The following is a 16,653-nucleotide window of genomic DNA, read 5'->3' on the forward strand; positions in this document are numbered from 1 at the left end:
TTGAACCATGTCGAGGTCGATGGGCTGCGGATGCGGTACGGGGCCGCTGATGTTCTGAACGGGGTGGCCTTCCAGGTGCGGCAGGGCGAGGTGGTCGCCTTGCTGGGGCCCAACGGAGCCGGCAAGACCACGACGATCGAGATCCTGGAGGGTTTCCGGATGCGGTCGGCGGGGCGGGTGGAGGTGCTCGGGGCCGATCCGGCGCACGGTGACGAACGGTGGCGCGACCGGGTCGGTGTCGTGCTGCAGTCGTGGCGGGACCACGGCAAATGGCGGGTGAGGGAGCTGCTCGGCCATCTCGGTTCCTACTACACGCGGCCGTGGGGCACCGACGAGCTCATCGAGACGGTCGGGCTGACCGGGCACGCGGACAAGAAGATCAAGGCGCTGTCCGGTGGGCAGCGGCGCAGGCTGGACGTGGCGATCGGCATCGTGGGGCGGCCCGACGTCCTGTTCCTGGACGAGCCGACCGTGGGCTTCGACCCGCAGGCGCGGCAGGACTTCCACGGGCTCGTGCGGCGGCTCGCGGATGACGCCACCACGATCCTGCTGACCACTCATGATCTGGGGGAGGCGGAGAAGCTCGCCGACCGCATCGTGATCCTGGCCGGTGGCCGGATCATCGCGGACGGGCCGGCGGCGGCGCTGGCGCGGCGGATCGCGGGCGAGGACGAGGTGCGCTGGGTCTGCGGCGGGGAGCGCCATGTGGTCTCCACCGGCGATTCGACCGCGTTCGTGCGGGAGCTGTTCGGCCGCCACGGGGAGGACGTCCGCGAGCTGGAGGTCCGGCGGGCCTCGCTGGAGGACACCTATCTCGCGCTGGTGCGCGAGCACGAGGGGACGGACCGATGAGGGCGGGCCTTTCGCGCGGGCTGATCGAGCTCCGGCAGTCGTTCACCAATCCCGGTGATCTGGTGTCGCACTTCCTGTGGCCGGTGCTGATGCTGGTCGTCCTGTGGTTCATGCGCGACCGGGACTTCGGGTCGAGCGGCTTCGTGCTGGGAACACTGGCGCTGCCGAGCATCGTGGGGATGAACGCGGCGATGGGCATGGTCAGCATGAGCCAGCACCTCACCGCCGACCGCGAGGACGGCACGCTGCTGCGGGCCAAGGCGACGCCGAACGGGATGCGGGGCTATCTGATCGGCAAGATCGTCTCGGTGTCCGGCGGGCTGCTGGCGGATCTGATGATCCTGCTGGTCCCGGGCATGTTCATCGTGGCCGGGCTGGCGACCGGCACGGGGTCATGGGCGACCCTGGCGTGGGTGCTGGTGCTCGGGATGGTGGCGACGCTGCCCATCGGCGCGATCCTGGGCTCGGTCTTCACCAGCACGAGAAGCCAGGGACTGATCCAGCTGCCGGTCATCGGCATGATCGCGGTCTCCGGCATCTTCTATCCGATCACCTCGATGCCGGACTGGCTGCAGTGGATCGCCCAGCTGACGCCGATCTACTGGCTCGGCCTCGGCATGCGGTCGGCGCTGCTGCCCGGCAGCGCGGTGACCATCGAGATCGGCGACTCGTGGCGGCACGCGGAGACGGTCGGCGTGCTCGGCGCCTGGGCCGTGCTCGGGCTGCTCGTCGCGCCGGTGGTGCTGCGGCGGATGGCGCGGCGGGAGTCGGGTTCGAGCGTCGCCGAACGGCGTGAGAAGGCGCTCCAGCGAGTGGGGTGAGAACGCCGACGTCCGGACACGAAACGATCGGGAGGGCCGCGGCCCTCCCGATCGTCGTCACGGTCCGGATGTCACAGGTCCGCGGGAGGCTCCTCGTCGAGGAGGTCGTCGAACTCGCCGTCCTTGACGCCGGCGATGAACGCGTCCCATTCGGCCTCGGTGAAGTAGAGGATCGGGCCCTCGGGGTTCTTGGCGTCGCGCATGACCACGGCGCGCTCGCCGAAGTCCTTGTGGCCCACCGGGACGTCCTTGCCGTCGATGAACTCGATGATGACGCCGTCGCTGAGGATCGGCTCCTGCTCGCTCACTGACACACCTGCTCCGTTCCGCTGCTGGGGGTCGGCCTCCAGGTTAGTGCCGGGCGGATCGCCGCGCGGGCGGAGCCGAGTGATCCCCGGCCGCCCCGGGGAGGGGGCGGCCGGGGACCCGGTCCGTACAGCGTCCGCAGCGGTTACGGCTTGGTGTAGCCGACCGTGTAGGAGCCGGATCCGCTGTACGCGTGGACTCGGTAGCGGTAGGTGCCCGCCGTGCCGTTGTAGCTGACCTTCTCGTCCGGGCCGGGGCTCGTCGAGCTGGCCACGGTGGACCACGTGCCGCCGTTCAGCTTCTGCAGGTAGAGGTCGAAGTCGACGCCGTCGGGGCCGTCCACGCAGCCGCCGTGGGTGCCGGAGGCCGAGGACGTGTAGTTGCCGCTCGGCTGGTACTGGCTGGCGCCGCTGGCGAGGGAGCCGGTGACCTTGGTGGTGTAGCCGTCGCAGTAGCCGCCGGGGCCGGGGCCGCCGCCCTCGGTGACGAGCTGGCGTCCCTGCCCGGCGAGGATCTGCAGCGGTTCGGTGACCGGCTGGAAGTAGGTCGAGTCGCCGCTGCCCTGGCCGTCGTTGCAGGTGCCCGAGCCGCCGGACGTGATGCCCTGGGCCTGCCCGCCGGTCTCGGTGATGAGCGCGCCGCCCGAGTCACCGGGGTCGGCGCAGATGTTGGTGCGGATCAGCCCGTACACCGAGCCTTCCTCGTAGTTCACGGTGGCGTTGAGCTGCTGGATGGTGCCGCACCACAGGCGCGTGCTGGTCGTGCCGCCGGATCGGCAGACGCGCGTCCCGACGGGGGCTGCGGTCGCGCCGCGCACGGTCTCGTACGTGCCGTTCCACTTGTTGACCTTGGGCGTGGGCGTCCACTGGCTGTTGGTGTTCACCCAGGCGTAGTCGTCGCCGGGGAACGAGGAGCCGCCGAACGTGCCCTGGGCCACCTGGTTCGAGCCGCTGGTGGTCTCGCCCGTGCCGCCGCAGTGCCCGGCGGTGATGAAGCCGCCGGTCACCGAGAACGCGACCGAGCAGCCGTACTGCGTCGTCCAGTAGCGCTCGCCGCCGACGATGTCGTACAGCGGACGCGGCCTGGCGTTCGACTGGACGATCCGTACCGCCTGCGCGTTCACGCCGCTGGCCCGCACGAACTTCTTCGCGGCCGCGACGGACCGCGTCTCGATCACGACACTGTTGGTCTTCGCGTCCACGTACCAGGAGCTGACGGACGTGCCCGCCGAGCGGGCCTTGCGGTTGAGCGCCGACTGAGCGGAGGCGAGACCGGCCTCGCTCCGGGCGACGGTCTTCGGCGTCGCGCCCGCCTTGCGGATCGCGGCGGCGGAGGCGGCGTCGGTGGACGCGACGGTGACGGTCCGGCCGTCGGCCGCGACCCACGCCCCGGCGAACTTCTTGCCGAGGGCCATGCGAAGGTTCTTCTGGATCCGGGTCGCCCGGTCGTCCGAGGGTGCCGGTGCGACAGGGGCGGCCTGCGCGCTCGGCCTGGTGGGGGAGCTTGCGCCGGTACTCGCCACCGCGGGGACCGCCAGTGCCGCGACCAGTCCGGTCGAGGCGGCGATCCCCAGCAGGAGGTGTGTGCGAGCCATGTGACTCTCCTGGGGGGGTACGGGGGAGAGGGGAGGAGGGGCGCCCTCCGGCGGAATGTATGCGGATGCCCGTGACACGGCAATGAATCGTCGGCGTACGGTTTTTCACTGTTGATTCCATTGGCGTCGAAGGCCCGAGAACACACACCGGGCGATCGGCGAAGGAGGGGTGACCACCCACACTGCGGAAGGCAGATCATGACCCCAGAGAGCCGGACTTGGCCGCGGTGACCACGCGTTCCGACGCCGACATCATCCGGGCGTCGCAGGACGACCCGGAGAGCTTCGCCGCCGTTTTCGACCGCTACTACGACGCGGCATCCCGGCGGGCACCGCCCGATCCCGCCTGCACCGGGCCCGCAAGAGGCTGCGCGCCGCGCTGGGCGAGACCGACCCCACTTCCCTCGGAGAGGACACCGACCGATGAACGACCTCGACCTCCTGCGCGACTCCTGGGACATCACCCCCCGGCCCCGAAGCCCGCGCGGCCGCCCGCGCCACCCTCCTGGACCGAGCCGCCGCCTCGAAGGAAGTCCCCGCGGACGGCGCCGTCAGCCGTGGCAGCCGTGGCCGCCGGGCCCCTGACGGACGCGGTGCTCCTGACGGACGCGGCGCCCCCCGTGGACGTCAGGCGGCGGGTGACCCGTACGCGGGTCGGGGCGGCGGTGACCGGGGTGCTGGTGGCGGCGGCGGTCGCGGGCGGCATCGCCACCGTGCGGGTGAGCGACGGCGGTGGGCGGCCGCAGGCGACCGGGACCCGCCCGATGCGGTGAGCGCCGCCTTCACGCTCGACCGGGCGGCCGGCGAGGCCGAGCGGCGGGAGTGGGCACCGCCCCGGCCTGATCAGTGGATCTACACGCACTACCGGAACGTGCCCGTGAAGCAGCGCTGGAGCCTGCCGGGCGGCGACGGGGGACCCGGCGAAGAGATGATCTTCGAGGAGCAGTGGCAGCGGGCCGACGGGCTGCGGTCGGCCGTTCTCGAGGGTGGGAAACTGTGGTTCAACGACGTGACACGGGAGCAGCAGCCGACCTGGCCGCCGCCCGACTACGCCGGGCTGGCGCGGCTCCCGGATGATCCCGAGGCGCTGCTGGCGCTGGTCTACCGGCACCTCGGGCCGCCGGAGGAGAAGAGCTCCCCGCCGCCGGGCGTCACGGACTGCATGTCCCCCGACGACCGGGCGGAGTTCGCGTTCAACACCCTGCTCGAGATCCTGGGCGCCAACCTGCTGCCGCCGAAGGTGGAGGCCGCCGTCTACCGGGCGATGAAGAAGGTGCCCGGCGTGGTCGTGCACGAGGTGGACGGGATGGTCGCGCTCGGGCGGCCCATGGACGGCTGGCGGCTGAACGAGGTGCTCTTCGACGCCCGGACCTACCGGTACGCCGGGCAGCGGTCGACCTTCACCCGTGACCCCGCGGAGGTGCTGGAGAAGGGGTGCGGCATCCCGCCCTCCGGCCTCAACATGCGGGTCGTCTCGGTCGGCGTGGTGAACCAGGCGGGGCAGCGACCCTAGGGCGTCTCTCGCCTAGAAGTCCTCGAGCAGGCGGGCGGCGGCGATTTCCAGCTTGGCCTGGATCTCGTCGGCGCTCGCGTGCCCGCGCAGCATCTCGATCATCTCCATCGTCCAGACGCTGGCCAGCGAGCGGACGAGGACGCGGCGCGGGTCGTCGGCGGGCAGGTCGTGCTCGGGGCCGACCGCGGCGCGCAGCAGCAGCCGGGACATCCGGTCGCCGAACTCGGTCTTGACGTCCGACAGCAGCAGCGAGCGGATCAGGGCCTCGGCCAGCTCCGGCTCGCGCATGAGGCCGCGGGTGGCGCGCATCAGCACCTCGACCGCGCGTTGCGGCGGGTTGCTGGTGCGCGGCGGGCGCCGGTCGATGCTGCCTTCGAGGAGGTCGAGCTCCTCGCTGACGACCGCGACGACCAGGTCCATCTTGGACGGGAAGTAGCGGTAGAGGGTGCCCAGCGCGACCCCGGCCCGTTCGGCCACGGTGCGCATCTGCATGGCCTCGACGCCGCCCCGGGAGGCGAGCGCGGCGGCCGCCTGGACGATGCGCTTGCGCCGCTGGTGCTGGCTGCGCGAGCGCACGCCCTGCTGGACGGCCTGGTCGGCCGCCTCCTCCTGGCTGGTCGCAGCCGGCTCTGCGGTCACGGTCTCGCCTCTCGCTGAGCGGGTGGTGGGCCCGCGGGTCGTTCCCCCGGCCCCTAGCGTACAGCCATGGCAAGAACGTGTTATCTGAATCGGTCCGCGCCGTCTCCGGCGAGCCACCGTTCACTGGAGCGGTTAACCGTGACATGCGTGGCGAATCGCCCTCGGCGAGGTAGTGATCACGCCTCTGGACACAGACTAGAATCTGTTCTAGTTTTTGCGCCATGACGGTGGCAGCGATGCTGAGGGCGCGGGCCGGCGACGACCGGCCGGGCCTGCGGAGCGCCGACGACGGCCGGGCCTGGACCTGGCGCGAGGTCGTGCGCGAGTGCGCCGTCCGCGCGGCCTGGATGGAGGCCCGGCGCACACCGGACCGTCCCGTCCATGTCGGTGTGCTGCTCGACAACGTCCCTGAGCTGGTGTTCCTGCTCGGCGGCGCGGCCCTGTCGGGGTCGGTGCTCGTCGCGCTCAACCACTCGCGCAGCGCCACCGAGCTCGCCGGGGACGCGGGTCGCGCCGACTGCGACCTGATCGTCACCCAGTCCCGGCACGCCGATCTGGCCAAGGCCATCGGCGGGCCCGTCCTCGAGATCGAGAGCGCCGAGTACGCCGCGTCGCTGGCTCCTTATGAAGGGGCCGCCCTTCCGGCGGCCGACGGGATCGGCGAGCAGACGTTGCTGATGCTGATCTTCACCTCGGGCACCTCCGGGCAGCCCCGCGCCGTCCGCGTCACCCACCGCAAGGTGGTCGTGCCGGGCGAGAACCTGGCCGGGCGCATGCTGAACGCCGAATCGGTCGTCTACTGCCCGATGCCGCTGTTCCACTCCGGCGCCATCATGGCGGCGTACGCGCCGGCGGTCGCCGCAGGGGCCGAACTCGTCGTGCGCGGGCGTTTCTCTGCCTCGGGCATGCTCTCCGATGTACGCCAACATGGCTGCACCTACCTCCACTACGTCGGCAAGGCGCTGTCGTACGTGCTCGCGACGCCCGCCAAGGACGACGACAACGACAACCCGCTGAAGTTCGCCTTCGGCAACGAGGCCGCGCCGCTCGAACAGAAGGCCTTCGGCGAGCGCTTCGGCTGCTTCGTGATCGACGGCTACGGCTCGACCGAGACCGCGATCGCGCTCTCACCCGACCCGTTCGGCCCGCCCGGCGCGCTCGGCAAGCTGACCGAGGGCGTCAAGGTGCTCGACCCCGAGACCGGCCGGGAGTGCCCGCCGGGACGGTTCGACGCGGCCGGGCGCCTGCTGAACGGGGACGAGGCCATCGGCGAACTCGTCAACACGACCGGTCTCGGGCTCTTCGACGGGTATTACAACGAGGACGCCCCCGACCGGCTGCGGGACGGAATGTTCTGGAGCGGTGACCACGCCTACGCCGACGAGAACGGTTACGTGTTCTTCGCCGGCCGTACCGCCGACCGCCTTCGCGTGGACGGCGAGAACTTCGGCGCCGCCCAGGTCGAGCGGGCGCTGGCCGAGCTTCCCGGCGTCCGGCAGCTCGCGGTGTACGGCGTCCCGGACGCGGCGGCGGGCGACCAGGTGATGCTGGCGCTGGCCACCGACGACTTCGATCCCGAGGCGTTCGCCGCGTACCTGCGCGGACGGGAGGACCTCGGTCCCAAGTGGCCGCCCCGGTACGTGCGGGTGACGCGGGAGCTGCCCGCGACCGCCTCCAACAAGATCCTCAAGCGCCGGCTCGTCCAGGACGGCTGGCGCACCGACGACCCGGTGTGGTGGCGGCCCGGACGGGACCTCGCCTACCGCCGGATGACCCCGCAAGACGTGGCCGCGCTCGCGACCGAGTTCGAACAGCGCGGCCGCCTCCACGTGCTCGACCGGGGGGCGACCCCCGGACCCCCGCAGAGTCGATCGGGCGATCCTCACTCGTAGAGCTCGCTGCGGTCGCCCGATCTCCTAGAAAGGGGACATTGAGTGGACTTCAATCTCGACGAGACCCAGCAAGAGCTGCGGGGACTCGCCGCCGACCTCCTCGCGCGCGAGGCCACGCGGGAGCGCTTGGAGGCCTTCGAGAAGAGCGGAGCCCCGTACGAGGTGGGGATCTGGAAGGCGCTCGCCCAGGCCGGGCTGCTGGGGATCTGCCTGCCGGAGGAGCAGGGCGGCGCCGGGCTCGGCCCGGTCGAGCTGACCGTGATCCTGCGCGAGATCGGCGCCCGCGTGGCGCCCGTCCCCGGGTACGCCTCGCTCGCGCTGGCCGCGGTGCCGATCGCGCGGCACGGGACCGCCGAGCAGAAGTCCCTCCTCGCCCCGCTGAACGAGGGCGAGACCGTTCTCACCGGCGCGTACCGCGAGATCGGCCCCGCCGGAGTGATCAACACGACGGCCCGGCGCGATGGCGACGCGTTCGTCCTGACCGGCGTCAAGACCTTCGTGCCGTACGCGGCGGAGGCCTCCCGCGTCCTCATCCCCGCGCGGGTCGAAGGGGAGGGCGTCGGAGTCTTCCTCGTCGAGCCGTCCGCGGTGAGCATCACGCCGCAGCCGTCCGCGACGACCGAGCCGCTGGCGCGGGTCGAGCTCGACGGCGTGCGGGTCGGCGCGGACGCACTGCTCGGCGGGGTCGCGGACGGCGCGGCCTGGGAGACGCTGCGGCGTTCGGCGGTCGCCGGGGCCGTGGCGTTGTCGTCCGGCGTGATCGAGGGCGCGCTCAACCTGACCACCGAGTACGTGAAGACGCGGGAGCAGTTCGAGCGGCCGCTCGCGCAGTTCCAGGCCGTGACCATGCAGATCGGCGACGTCTACATCGCCAAGCGCGCCCTGGACGTGGCCGTCTGGGCAGGCGCATGGCGGCTCGCCGAGGAAGCCGACGATATCGACGAGGTTCTGGCGATCGCCTCGTTCAACGCCGCCGACCCGGTGATCAAGGCGCTGTACACCTGCCAGCACCTGCACGGCGGCATCGGGCTGGACGTGACCTACCCGCTGCACCGGTACTTCGCCTGGGCCAAGCACTCCGGGCATCTGCTCGGCGGGGCCGAAGACCAGCTCGACACGCTCGGCGTCCTTGTCGCCGCCCGGGAGGCGTAAGTGTTCATCGATCTGACCGACGACCAGAAGAAGCTGCGCGCCGAGCTGCGCGACTACTTCCGGAACTGCCTGACCACCGAGCAGCGTGCCCAGATCGCGAACGATCCGTTCGGCGGGCACTACATGGAGCACTGCAAGCGTCTCGGCCGCGACGGAATGCTCGGCGTCGCGCTGCCCAAGGAGTACGGCGGGCGCGGCTACGGCCCGATGGAGCAGCAGATCTTCGCCAACGAGATCGCGCGCGCCGAGGTGCCGTACCCGATCATCACGCTCAACTCGGTGGCGCCGACGATCCTGCAGTACGGCACGGACGAGCAGAAGTCGTTCTTCCTGCCGAAGATCCTCGCGGGCGAGTGCCACTTCGCGATCGGCTACAGCGAGCCGGGCGCGGGCACCGACCTGGCGTCGCTGCGGACCACCGCGGTCAAGGACGGCGACCACTACGTCGTCAACGGGCAGAAGATCTTCACGTCGGGCGCCCACTACAGCGACTACGTCTGGCTGGCCGCGCGCACCGACCCGGACGCCAAGAAGCACAAGGGCATCTCGATGCTCATCGTCGACTGCAAGGACCCGGGCTTCTCCTGGACGCCGATCGTGACCATGGACGGCCGGCATCACACCAACTCCACGTACTACCAGGACATCCGGGTGCCGGTGGACATGCTCATCGGCGAGGAGCACAAGGGCTGGGACCTCATCGTCAACCAGCTCAACCACGAGCGCGTGACGCTGGGCCCGGCGGGCAACATCGGCCACACCTACGACCGGTTCGAGCGCTGGGCGCGCACGGCGACCGGCCGGGACGGCGAGCCGCTCATCAACGAGCCCGCCGTCCGCCGCGCGGTCGCCCAGGTGTACGCCTACCTGCGCGTCAACGAGTTCCTCAACTGGCAGGTCGCGGCGAACATGGACCTCGGCTGGCTCGGCGCCGCCGACGCGTCCGCCACCAAGATCTACGGTTCGGAGCGCATGCAGGAGGTCGGCCGGATCGTGGGCGACGCGCTCGCCCGGTACGGCGACCCCGGCGACCCCGTGACGGCCGACTTCATCGACCGGCTCGACCACGGCGTGAAGGGCGCGATCGTGCTCACCTTCGGCGGCGGCGTCAACGAGATCCAGCGCGAGCTGATCGCCATGATCGGCCTCGGCCTGCCCCGGGCGCCGCGGTGACCGGCGTCCACGACCGCCTCCAGGACCTCGCCGCCGAGCTCACGGCGGCGGGCGAGCGGGACGGGGCGCCCTGCCTCGACCCGGTCAACGGCGCGATGATCCGCAACTGGGCGCAGGCCCTGAACGACCCCGGCGACTGGGCGCAGGTCGCGCCGCCCGCGATGATCCAGGTCTGGTCGATGCCGGGCCTGGTCGCGCAGAAGGGCGCGTCGGCGGCCGACGAGATCCTCCGGCTGCTGAACGAGACGGGCTACACCGGGGTCGTCGCGACCAACTGCGAGCAGACCTACGACCGCTACGTGAAGGTCGGCGAGCAGCTCCGGTCGACGATGCGGTTCGGCGGGATCGCCGGGCCGAAGAAGACCGGGATGGGTGAGGGCTACTTCGTCACGTGGTACCAGAGCTGGTACGACGAGAACGACGAGCGCGTCGCCGAGATGCTCTTCCGCGTCCTCAAGTTCCAGCCGCGCAAGCGGAGCGGGGCCCGATCCAAGGGCGGGCCGATCAAGCCCGCGATCGGGCTGGACACCGCGTTCTACTGGGAGGGCGCAAAGGAAGGCGAGCTGCGCATCCAGCGCTGCGCCGACTGCGGGACGCTCCGCCATCCACCGGGACCGATGTGCCCGAACTGCCACTCGGCCAAGCGCGACCACGTGGTCGCGAGCGGCCGTGGCTCGGTGCACAGCTACGTCGTGCATCACCATCCGCCCGTCCCCGGCAAGACCCCGCCGTACGTGGTGGCGGTGATCGACCTCGCCGAGGGCGTGCGGGTCGTCGGCAACATCAACGGCTGCCCGCCCGAGGACGTGACGGTCGGCATGCCCGTGAAGGTCACGTTCGAGCGCGTGGACGACGACCTCACCCTTCCGCAGTGGACCCCGGCCGACGCACAGGCCGAGGCGCCGGAGCCCGTCGCGGACGAGCCGCCCGCCGACCTGGAGATCCCGCTGACCCCGACGTTCGTCATCGCGACGGCGCTGGCCACGCGGGACTTCACCCCCGTCCATCACGACACCGAACTGGCCCGCGCCCAGGGGACCAAGGACATCTTCCTCAACATCCTCACGTCCATCGGCCTCGTGCAGCGCGCCGCGCTCAAAGCCGAGCCCGGCGCGGTCCTGGAGAGCATCTCCGTCCGGCTCGGCGTTCCCGCCTACGCCGGCGACACGCTGCGGATCTTCACCGAGCGGGTCGACACGACGACGCTCAAGGTGCGCGGCGCGGTGAGCCTGGGCGATCACGTGACCGCCACCGTACGGATCAAGGAGAACGAGTGAGCCTGTCGGGCAAGGCAGCGATCGCGGGCATCGGGGCGACGGAGTTCTCCAAGGAGTCCGGGCGGTCGGAGCTGCAACTCGCCGCCGAGGCGTGCCTGGACGCGATCCGGGACGCCGGTCTCAAGCCGTCGGACGTGGACGGCCTCGTCACGTTCGCGGCGGACGCCAACGCCGAGATCGCCGTGCAGCGCGAACTCGGTATCCCGGAGCTGCGGTTCTTCTCCCGGGTCGAGTACGGCGGCGGTGCGGCGTGCGGCACCGTCGCGCACGCGGCGATGGCCGTCGCGACCGGGCAGGCCGACGTGGTGGTGTGCTACCGCGCGTTCAACGAACGCTCGGGTCATCGCTTCGGCCAGGCCAACCGTTCGACGCGGGTGGACTCGACCGGGCTGGAGTTCTCCTGGCACCTGCCGTACGGCTTCGCCACCCCGGCGGCCTGGGTGGCGATGCAGGCCCGCCGCTACATGCACGAGTACGGCGCGACCAGCGAGGACTTCGGCCGTGTCGCGGTCGCGATGCGGCGGCACGCCGCCACCAACCCCAAGGCGTGGTTCCACGAACGGCCGATCACCCTCGACGAGCACCAGGCGTCCCGGTGGATCGTCGACCCGCTGCACCTGCTGGACTGCTGCCAGGAGTCCGACGGCGGCGTGGCCATCGTCGTGACCAGCGTGGAACGGGCCCGCGACCTCCCGAACCCGCCCGTCGTCATCAACGCGGCGGCGCAGGGCACCGGGCCCGACCAGATGATGATGTTCAGTTACTACAGCGGCGACCTGGCCGCGCTGCCCGCGCTGGGCAACGTCGGCGGCCGGTTGTGGGAGCAGTCAGGGCTGACCCCGGCGGACGTCCAGACGGCGATCCTGTACGACCACTTCACGCCGTTCGTGCTGATCCAGCTGGAGGAGCTGGGCTTCTGCGGACGCGGCGAGGCACGCGACTTCATCAAGGACGGCGGCATTGAGATCGACGGTCGGCTTCCGGTCAACCCGAACGGGGGTCAGCTGGGTGAGGCGTACATCCACGGCATGAACGGCATCGCCGAGGGGGTCCGCCAAGTCCGCGGCACCTCGGTGAACCAGGTGCCGGACGTGCGCAACGTGCTCGTCACGGCCGGCACCGGCGTGCCCACCAGCGGCCTGGTCCTCGGCGTCAGCTGAAGAGGCCCAGGTCCGGGGGAGTGCCCACCCAGGCGCCCTCGACGATCCGGCGCGGCAGGTAGTCCGACACGACCCCGACCGGCCACCCCCGGTCGTGTGCCGCGCAGGCCAGGCCCAGCGCGTCGGCGCAGACCAGCCCCTCGGGATCGTTCTCGCGGTCGCCCACCGAGTAGTACTGCCGGTGGAGGTCCAGGCCCTGGGTCAGCGCCCCGTCGAAGCCCGCCTGGTCGCCGGCGACCAGGCGGTCGAGCATGAGGATCCGCGGCCTGCGCAGGCACTCCCAGGTGTCGTCGCCGCTCGTCTTGGCCAGCGCGACGTCCAGCTGGGGCCGTGCGTCGCCGCCGGTCAGGAAGGCGCGCAGGGCGAGAGCGTAGGCCGGGATGTCGGATCCGGCGCTCCGGTTCTCGGCGAAGACCTCGTCGGTCACGCCGCCGAGGAACGCCAGGTCGTCGGCCGACCGGGCGATGAGCGCCAGGGCGACCGCCCTGGCGTAGTTCCCGGGACCGCTTTCGCTGTTCGGGCCGGGGGCCGGGACCGTCCCGGTCCGGCCGGCGACCGTGAGCTCCACCTCGGTCTCCCGGGGAGCGGCGGCGACCCGGAACGCGGCGCACGCGGCCTCGCTCGCCAGGACCAGCTCGGTCCACTGGCGCGGGTCGGCGGCCGTGGGGTCGAGGCACGACAGGCAGGCGTACGTCCAGAGCCGCTCGCGGGCGAAGTCCTGGAAGACCGAGCTCCGGTAGCCGAGCCGGATGTTGGACGCGAAAAGGTACTCGACGTCCTCCGCCGCGTCCTTCTGCCAGCGCTCGACGCGCCTGGCCGCGTACTCCGCCGGGACCTCGGGCCGCGGGACGGGTTCGCCCGCCTCCGCCGTCCGGGGCCCGGCCGCGGTGACCAGCCGCGCCGGGAGGTAGCCCGACTCGACCTCGACGGGCACGCCGCTGTCGTGGGCCAGCGCGGCGAGGGCGAGCGGGCCCCAGGCGATCAGGTCGCGGACCCGGCCGTCACCCGCTCGTTCCCGGTGCGCGGCGAGCGCCTCCGTCAGGGCCTGCTGGAAATCGGTGCCGTCGACGAGCGCACGGAGCAGCGCGACCTCGTCGCCGGGCGACTCGGCGCCGTCGAGCCGCACCGGATGGGGCGTCCTGACCGGGCCGGGGGAGCCGTCGGACCCGTGCGCCTCGTCCTCGTCCCGCTCGATGAGCCCGGCGGCGTCCGCCCAGCGGATCCCCAGCGCCGTGGCGTAGATCTTCTTCGGGCCGTCGGGCAGGTCCTGAAGCAGCCGGTAGAGCCGGACGAGCTTCGCCCCGTCGCGGCAGATCAGCGCCAGCTGGAAGGCGTGGATCCAGTCGGTCGTGGTGACGCTCTCCTCGTCGGCCTGGGTGAAGCCGAAGCCGATCCCCAGATAGTCGACCCAGGCCCGTGCCACCTCGCCGACCGGAGTGTTCAGCGCGGCGACGTAGTCGGCCGCGAGCTCGGCCGCGCTGTTCAGCGCCGTCCACGACTCGCGGCTCTCGAACCGCGGGTCGATCTCCGCCGAACGCGCCGCCACGTAGTCGAGCAGCATGTCGCTGAGCATCTCGATGCCGAACGAGCCGCCGTACTCGGCCCGCGACGCGTCCTTGTCGAGCTGGTCGGGAACGGCGTCGAGGGCCGTCTTGACGGCGGCTTCGTCCACCTCATGGCGATCTGTCGTCATGGCGGGCGATCGTAGCGGCCCACACCGTCACCGAGCGGGCGGATCAGCCGGCGGGCGGGACCGACGGGAAGTTGAGCCCGTTCTCGACGATGGCGAAGGCCTGGTCGATCGCCTCCGACAGCGGGATGCCGTCGCAGGCGTCGCGGTATTCCTGGATCATGTCGGCCGTCGCCCGGAACGCGCAGGCCGCGGTGGCCGCCACCACGTGGGGACGCAGGTCGCCGGCGGGGTCGACGCCCATGCGCTCGGCGATGACGCGCGTCATCGAGGCCTGCTTCTTCTGCGCGTGCTCCAGGCTGCCCGCGAGCAGCGCGGGGCTGTTGTTCATGAGGTCCATCATGCAGGTCAGGCGGTCGGGGTCGAAGCCGAGCTCGCCGCGTTCGGCGGCCTGGACGATGCCGACGACCGCGTGGCGCAGGGCGGTCACGACCGGCTCGTCCGGCGGCCGGGCGGCGAGCGCGGCCAGCACGGCCCGTTGCTGCTCCTCCTGGAAGGTCAGGGCGACCTCTTCCTTGGAGGCGAAGTAGCGGAAGAACGTCCGGGACGAGACGTCGACGGCGTCGGCGATCTCCTCGACGGTCGTGGCGTCGAAGCCCTTCTCGGCGAAGAGCTCGAACGCGGCGTCGATCAGCGCCTCGCGGGTGCGCTGCTTCTTGCGTTCGCGCCGGCCCGGGGGCTGGGGGTCGCGGCCCGCGGGGTGGGCCTCGGGGGCGGTCGCGGTCATGGACGAAGTGTAACGGTCCGATGATCCTCAGCCAACTGGCAGACGAAGAATATTGTCGTGATCTGAATCATGTCTCTCTATGAAACTCGGCGTTTGACGACAACTGTCATCCTATGACAATTTAGGAGATCGCAGCACCCACCAGCCGTCCAACGGAGGCAGCTCCATGTCCCCATCCGCGGGCACCGATGTGCTCGAAGCACAACCACGCAAGCCCCGGGACAGCTCCCGCGGCCGCTCGTCCAGGGCCGGGCACGGCCATCCCTGGCTGACCCTGATCGCCGTCGCGCTCGGCGTGATGATGGTCGGCCTCGACGCCACCGTCGTGTCGATCGCCAACCCTGCGATCGCCAAGGACCTCGGCGCCGACCTGTCCGGCCTCCAATGGGTCACCAACGCCTACATGCTCACCATCGCCGTCACGCTGATCCCGGCCGGCAAGATCGCCGACCGGTTCGGCCGCAAGGGCACGTTCATCGCCGGCGTGATCGGCTTCGCCATCGCGTCCGTGCTGATCGGCCTGTCGGGCGGCCTCGGGATGGTCATCTTCTGGCGCGTGGTGCAGGGCTTCGCGGGGGCGCTCCTGCAACCCGCCAGCCTCGCCATCCTGCGCAACACCTTCCCCGCCGACAAGCTCAACGCCGCCATCGGCATCTGGGGCGCCACGGTCGGCATCTCGATCGCCGGCGGCCCGATCGTGGCCGGCCTGCTGGTCGAGAACGTCAACTGGGAGTCGGTCTTCTTCCTCAACGCGCCGCTGGGCGTCATCGCGCTCGCCGTCGGGCTCTGGGTGATCCGCGAGTCCAAGGACGAGGAGGCGCGCGGCTCGTTCGACATCCCCGGCGTCGTCCTGCTGAGCGGAGCGCTCTTCGCCCTCGTCTGGGGGCTCATCAAGGCGGGCGAGAACGGCTTCGGCGACGCCGTCCCGCTCTGGTCGTTCGCCGCCGCGATCGTCATCGGCGCCGTCTTCGTGGTGAACGAGCTCCGCGCCGAACACCCGCTGCTGCCCCTCGGCCTGTTCAAGTCGGTCTCGCTCTCCGCGGCGACCGGCCTCATCGTGCTGGGCTTCTTCGCGATGTTCGGCACGATCTTCTTCATCACGCTCTACCTCCAGCAGGTGCACGGCATGAGCCCGGTCGACGCGGGCGTGCGCATGCTGCCGATGACCGCCGTCTTCATCGTGGCGTCACCGATCGCCGGTGCCCTCACGAGCCGCTTCGGCCCGCGCGTGCCGCTCATGCTCGGCATGGCCTTCACCGCGGCCGCGCTCTTCGGCCTCTCCCGGGTCGGCGTGGACGCGCCGTACGTCCAGCTGTGGCCGTGGTTCGTCCTGGTGGGCCTCGCGTTCGGCCTCGTCCTGGTCGCCGGGACCGAGGCGATCGTCGGCAACGCCCCGCCCCAGCTGGCGGGCGTCGCGGGCGGGCTCCAGCAGACCGCCTCGCAGATCGGCGGCGTGCTCGGCACCTCCGTGCTCGGCGTCCTGCTCTCCACCAAGGTCGGTGACGTGCTGTACGGGCACCTGACCGACGCGGGCGTGCCGGGCCCGGCCGCCGGGCAGATCGCCGGCCAGGGCTCGGGCCTGGTCTCCCAGGGCGTCGCCCCCGTGCCGCCGGGCACGTCCCCGGACACCGCCGACGCCATCACCACCGCCAGCCACCTGGCGTTCATGGACGGCTGGCAGACCTCCATGACCGTCGCGGGCGCCGTGGCCGCGGCAGCGATCTTCGTGGCCCTCCTGGTCAAGCGCGGTGAGACCCCCGTCGAGGGCGCCGCCGCCGTCTGATCACGACCGGCGATCCCGCCACCGGCCTGACCCCGGGCCGGTGGCGGCCCGTTTTCCGGGTACCACCAGCGTGC

Annotated in this window: 15 protein-coding genes; 10 read left to right on the forward strand and 5 right to left on the reverse strand. The window is 71.4% G+C overall.

Annotated elements, in window-relative coordinates:
- The first annotated feature begins 30 nt into the window (after positions 1 to 30).
- Positions 31 to 852: an ABC transporter ATP-binding protein gene (locus ACGFNU_RS08150; protein ID WP_392593443.1), complete on the forward strand. Its 822-nt coding sequence runs from the start codon at positions 31 to 33 to the stop codon at positions 850 to 852.
- A complete protein-coding gene (locus ACGFNU_RS08155) occupies positions 849 to 1,673 on the forward strand; it encodes an ABC transporter permease (RefSeq protein WP_392591360.1) in 825 nt (274 codons plus the stop codon). The genes ACGFNU_RS08150 and ACGFNU_RS08155 overlap by 4 nt, the downstream gene beginning before the upstream one ends.
- Before the next feature lie 71 nt (positions 1,674 to 1,744).
- Here ACGFNU_RS08155 and ACGFNU_RS08160 read toward each other — a convergent pair whose 3' ends face one another.
- Together ACGFNU_RS08160 and ACGFNU_RS08165 are read right to left on the reverse strand one after the other, a co-directional pair.
- A complete protein-coding gene (locus ACGFNU_RS08160; protein WP_392591362.1) occupies positions 1,745 to 1,981 on the reverse strand; it encodes a DUF397 domain-containing protein in 237 nt (78 codons plus the stop codon).
- 143 nt (positions 1,982 to 2,124) lie between these two features.
- Positions 2,125 to 3,573, reverse strand: a complete 1,449-nt coding sequence (locus ACGFNU_RS08165; protein ID WP_392591363.1) for a S1 family peptidase — start codon at positions 3,571 to 3,573, stop codon at positions 2,125 to 2,127.
- A gap of 557 nt (positions 3,574 to 4,130) precedes the next feature.
- Here ACGFNU_RS08165 and ACGFNU_RS08170 point away from each other — a divergent pair.
- Complete coding sequence (locus ACGFNU_RS08170; RefSeq protein WP_392591365.1) at positions 4,131 to 4,346, forward strand: hypothetical protein; 216 nt, start codon at positions 4,131 to 4,133, stop codon at positions 4,344 to 4,346.
- A complete protein-coding gene (locus ACGFNU_RS08175) occupies positions 4,343 to 5,086 on the forward strand; it encodes a hypothetical protein (RefSeq protein ID WP_392591367.1) in 744 nt (247 codons plus the stop codon). Before ACGFNU_RS08170 ends, ACGFNU_RS08175 begins: the two co-directional genes overlap by 4 nt.
- Positions 5,087 to 5,098: 12 nt before the next feature.
- Here the strand turns inward: ACGFNU_RS08175 and ACGFNU_RS08180 are convergent, their stop codons facing one another.
- Entirely contained in the window at positions 5,099 to 5,725 is a 627-nt protein-coding gene (locus ACGFNU_RS08180; RefSeq protein WP_392591369.1) for a TetR family transcriptional regulator, read from the reverse strand.
- Positions 5,726 to 5,946: 221 nt separating this feature from the next.
- Between ACGFNU_RS08180 and ACGFNU_RS08185 the strand changes: the two genes are divergently transcribed.
- Genes ACGFNU_RS08185 through ACGFNU_RS08205 form a run of 5 tightly spaced genes read left to right on the forward strand, consistent with a single transcriptional unit; the run spans position 5,947 to position 12,379 of the window.
- Positions 5,947 to 7,617, forward strand: coding sequence for an AMP-binding protein (locus ACGFNU_RS08185; RefSeq protein ID WP_392591370.1), 1,671 nt, complete (start codon positions 5,947 to 5,949; stop codon positions 7,615 to 7,617).
- A gap of 42 nt (positions 7,618 to 7,659) precedes the next feature.
- Positions 7,660 to 8,769 (forward strand): acyl-CoA dehydrogenase family protein, encoded by a 1,110-nt coding sequence (locus ACGFNU_RS08190; protein WP_392591371.1) that lies wholly within the window; start codon positions 7,660 to 7,662, stop codon positions 8,767 to 8,769.
- On the forward strand, positions 8,770 to 9,942 hold the full coding sequence (locus tag ACGFNU_RS08195; RefSeq protein WP_392591373.1) for an acyl-CoA dehydrogenase family protein: 1,173 nt from the start codon (positions 8,770 to 8,772) through the stop codon (positions 9,940 to 9,942).
- The gene (locus tag ACGFNU_RS08200) at positions 9,939 to 11,219 is read left to right on the forward strand and encodes an OB-fold domain-containing protein (RefSeq protein WP_392591375.1); all 1,281 of its coding nucleotides are present in this window, start codon (positions 9,939 to 9,941) and stop codon (positions 11,217 to 11,219) included. Before ACGFNU_RS08195 ends, ACGFNU_RS08200 begins: the two co-directional genes overlap by 4 nt.
- Entirely contained in the window at positions 11,216 to 12,379 is a 1,164-nt protein-coding gene (locus tag ACGFNU_RS08205) for a lipid-transfer protein (protein ID WP_392591376.1), read from the forward strand. Before ACGFNU_RS08200 ends, ACGFNU_RS08205 begins: the two co-directional genes overlap by 4 nt.
- On the opposite strand, the gene ACGFNU_RS08210 is transcribed toward ACGFNU_RS08205, so the two are convergent.
- Both ACGFNU_RS08210 and ACGFNU_RS08215 read right to left on the reverse strand, forming a co-directional pair.
- A complete protein-coding gene (locus tag ACGFNU_RS08210; protein WP_392591377.1) occupies positions 12,372 to 14,072 on the reverse strand; it encodes an immunity 49 family protein in 1,701 nt (566 codons plus the stop codon). The genes ACGFNU_RS08205 and ACGFNU_RS08210 overlap by 8 nt on opposite strands.
- Before the next feature lie 43 nt (positions 14,073 to 14,115).
- Positions 14,116 to 14,796, reverse strand: a complete 681-nt coding sequence (locus ACGFNU_RS08215) for a TetR family transcriptional regulator (RefSeq protein ID WP_392591379.1) — start codon at positions 14,794 to 14,796, stop codon at positions 14,116 to 14,118.
- 166 nt (positions 14,797 to 14,962) lie between these two features.
- Between ACGFNU_RS08215 and ACGFNU_RS08220 the strand changes: the two genes are divergently transcribed.
- Positions 14,963 to 16,579 carry an MFS transporter gene (locus ACGFNU_RS08220; RefSeq protein WP_392591380.1) on the forward strand — a complete coding sequence of 539 codons (1,617 nt, stop codon included), beginning with the start codon at positions 14,963 to 14,965 and terminating at the stop codon, positions 16,577 to 16,579.
- The last annotated feature ends 74 nt before the right edge of the window (positions 16,580 to 16,653 follow it).

The sequence above is a fragment of the Spirillospora sp. NPDC048911 genome (genome assembly GCF_043198015.1).
In the GTDB taxonomy this organism is placed as follows: domain Bacteria; phylum Actinomycetota; class Actinomycetes; order Streptosporangiales; family Streptosporangiaceae; genus Spirillospora.

Excerpts from the sequence above, each read along its gene's own strand:
- ACGFNU_RS08150 (WP_392593443.1), top strand. The coding sequence starts at position 31 with ATGCGGTACGGGGCCGCTGATGTTCTGAACGGGGTGGCCTTCCAGGTG.
- ACGFNU_RS08155 (WP_392591360.1), top strand. The coding sequence starts at position 849 with ATGAGGGCGGGCCTTTCGCGCGGGCTGATCGAGCTCCGGCAGTCGTTC.
- ACGFNU_RS08165 (WP_392591363.1), bottom strand. The coding sequence starts at position 3,573 with ATGGCTCGCACACACCTCCTGCTGGGGATCGCCGCCTCGACCGGACTG.
- ACGFNU_RS08185 (WP_392591370.1), top strand. The coding sequence starts at position 5,947 with ATGACGGTGGCAGCGATGCTGAGGGCGCGGGCCGGCGACGACCGGCCG.
- ACGFNU_RS08210 (WP_392591377.1), bottom strand. The coding sequence starts at position 14,072 with ATGACGACAGATCGCCATGAGGTGGACGAAGCCGCCGTCAAGACGGCC.
- ACGFNU_RS08215 (WP_392591379.1), bottom strand. The coding sequence starts at position 14,796 with ATGACCGCGACCGCCCCCGAGGCCCACCCCGCGGGCCGCGACCCCCAG.
- ACGFNU_RS08220 (WP_392591380.1), top strand. The coding sequence starts at position 14,963 with ATGTCCCCATCCGCGGGCACCGATGTGCTCGAAGCACAACCACGCAAG.